This is a genomic window from Vibrio sp. 10N.222.48.A3 (assembly GCF_041475345.1).
GTDB lineage: Bacteria > Pseudomonadota > Gammaproteobacteria > Enterobacterales > Vibrionaceae > Vibrio > Vibrio tasmaniensis_A.
On the sequence record NZ_JBFRVX010000088.1, the window covers coordinates 1 to 2,822 of the forward strand.

2 protein-coding genes are annotated in these 2,822 nt (G+C 44.2%); both read right to left on the minus strand.

Annotated elements, in window-relative coordinates; genetic code table 11:
• Positions 1-13 precede the first annotated feature (13 nt).
• Positions 14-1,267 (minus strand): D-amino acid dehydrogenase, encoded by a 1,254-nt coding sequence (locus AB4653_RS03440; protein WP_102257349.1) that lies wholly within the window; start codon positions 1,265-1,267, stop codon positions 14-16.
• Positions 1,268-1,492: 225 nt separating this feature from the next.
• Positions 1,493-2,419 (minus strand): LysR family transcriptional regulator, encoded by a 927-nt coding sequence (locus AB4653_RS03445; protein ID WP_009846409.1) that lies wholly within the window; start codon positions 2,417-2,419, stop codon positions 1,493-1,495.
• Positions 2,420-2,822 lie beyond the last annotated feature (403 nt).

Genomic DNA, 2,822 nt, shown 5'->3' on the forward strand with positions numbered 1-2,822 from the left:
CTACATCATGTTGTTACAAATAACGATGGATACTTAAGTCATCAGATTTAATATCACAGGCAGAGCCACTGACTATGCTTGCTAAGATCTTTCCTGAGCCACATGCCATTGTCCAACCTAATGTTCCATGACCTGTATTGGTAAATAAATTTTTGATAGGCGTCTTGCCGATGATAGGCGTGCCATCTGGCGTCATTGGTCTTAGCCCAGTCCAGTATTCAGCCTTAGAAAAGTCCCCCGCTTGTGGGAAAAGATCTTTTATCACCATATCAATCGTGGCTTTGCGTTTTTCTGGGATTAGGTAGTCAAAACCAGCGAGTTCTGCCGTACCCGCGATACGAATACGATCATCAAATCGCGTCATCGCGACCTTGTAGGTTTCATCCATAACAGTCGAAGTCGGTGACTTATCTACATTCACGATAGGCAATGTTAGTGAATATCCTTTCACTGGGTAAACCGGTATAGACAAGTCGACTTGCTTTAATAGTTCTCGAGAATAGCTTCCTGACGCGACCACGTAAGCATCCGCTTTAAACTCGCCTTGAGTCGTTGTAATAGTCTCAATGGCTTGATTCTGATGATTCAAACTTACCACTTCAGTATCAAACACGAACCTAACACCGAGTTGCTTGGCTTTCTCAGTCAAGGTTAAACAGAACTGATGGCAATCACCGGTTTCATCATGAGGTAAGTATAAGCCGCCCACCAGCTTGTCTTTGACGTCCGCTAAACCCGACTCCACTGACAGACACTGGTCAACATCAAACAGCGAGTGTTCGATCCCACTCTCTGTTAATAGCTTCATATCCTGCTGAATAGCATCGAGTTGCTTCTCGCTTCTGAATACTTGCAAGGTGCCTTTCTGCCTGCCCTCATAAGCTAAATCTTCACTGGTTCTTAGATGAGTAAGACACTCTCGACTGAAGTTTGCCACTCTTAACATGCGTGACTTATTCATGGCGTACTTGGCTTCATTACAGTTGGCCAACATCTTAGTCGCCCAAGCAACTAATTCAGGAGAAAGTGACGGCTTCACTTTTAGAGGCGCATGCTCTTGGGTAAGCCATTTCATTGCTTTCAACGGAATCCCCGGTGCCGCCCATGGTGAAGAATATCCGTAAGAAATTTGCCCTGCATTCGCAAAGCTGGTTTCCTTGCCACTGCTATCTTGACGATCAATAACCGTCACTGTATGACCTTCTTTCGCCAGGTACCAAGCACTGGTTAACCCAATAACACCGCTACCAATTACAATAACTTCCATTCTCTTCCCCTAATGCCCGACAAAGCCAAAATCTGTCGAACACAGCTGTCAGTCTAAAACTCGTTTCGTTAATAATTTGTAACTTATTCCGCGTATGTTGACTTATCAATAGAGTGTGCGTTGACAAAAACTCAATTCAACTTAAAAACGAATTCGGCAGTTTGGAACTGTGATATTGGCGGTATTTGGACGCTTAGAAGGAGTCGCTAAGTAAATCTACTATTCTTAGATATTGTAAGCGTCATGACTCAAGAAAGTGGCGTTTTCAAGTAAGAAATCTAACAAGGTTTCGGCCTGTAGCGTGAGTGCGCGGCCTTTTAAAGATTGAACCTTAACCGTCGCCTTCGATAGCATCTCCAACTCGGTCGCAACCACTTCAATCTGTCCTGACTTTATTTCATCGATCACAGTGAGCTTAGGCATAAAGGTGACGCCCAATCCTGCTGATACAAAGTTAGTCAGTGCGGTCACCGAATTGGTTTGAAGCTTTGGCTGCAAGGTAAGGTGGGAAATTTGTTCAGCCTGCTTTACCAGCCTCCCCATACCGGTCGAGTTATCGATCAAGGCAAGAGAAGCGTCTTGAATATCTTGCATTACCACTGGCGCTTCTTTCATCGTAAGGAAGTGCCCCTTCGGAGCAATCAATTCGAGCGGATGACTACGTTCAACGTGGGAGTGCAGCTTAGGATGTGGAGCAGAAGCATAGGTTATTGCGAAGTCTATCTGTTGATCTTCCAACATCTTGACCGCGTCCAATGCCCCAGCAATTTCAATAGAAAGGTTGATATCAGGATAACGGGTCATAAAGGTTTGCATCGGCTTTGACACCAAGTTGGTAATAAACCCTTCACCGATGGCAATACTGACACTGCCTCCTTTGAGGTTTTTAAGCTTGGCTAGTCGAGTAAGCACTGCAGCCTCTCCACGAACAATGGAACGATAGTAATGCAACAGTTCATTACCCGCCTCAGTCAACAGTGATTGGCGGTTGTTGCGCTCCCATACTTTCATTTCCGCTTGCGCTTCGAGCTGGGTCAGCATTCTGCTCATTGCAGCAGGGTCAACATTCATCATCTTGGATGCCTTACGCAATGAGCCATACTTAGACAACGCGTTTAAATACTCAAGAGCGCGGATATTAAAGTGATGCATTCAACTTCCTTGTGATTCGACTGACACTAGATCAAGCGTCTCACAAATTGGCTGCGAACATGTATCCCATTTTATCAAGAACGTATTTACACTTACTAACTTGTGCACCGAGTCACTTCAAGGCAGCTAAAGGCTCATGCTCGTTTATTCGATCTACTCTTGATAGACAGATGGAAAGAGCTTAAAGAACCTGTTTTAAACCGCTTAACGAAACATTTTCGATGACATGGCACCTGTGTTGTTCGGCTTTCACTTGAGTAATACCAATCACAGTAAATAAGTGATCAAACATAGCGTAGGAAAAAAGCTTGAGAACAAGGCAGAATTTTTCGATAAGTAGTTATTCTACAACCAAAAATTCTAACGAAGTTATCGAGGTTTTTAACAAGCTAGGGTGACCAGT

Excerpts from the sequence above, each read along its gene's own strand:
- AB4653_RS03445 (WP_009846409.1), bottom strand. The coding sequence starts at position 2,419 with ATGCATCACTTTAATATCCGCGCTCTTGAGTATTTAAACGCGTTGTCT.
- AB4653_RS03440 (WP_102257349.1), bottom strand. The coding sequence starts at position 1,267 with ATGGAAGTTATTGTAATTGGTAGCGGTGTTATTGGGTTAACCAGTGCT.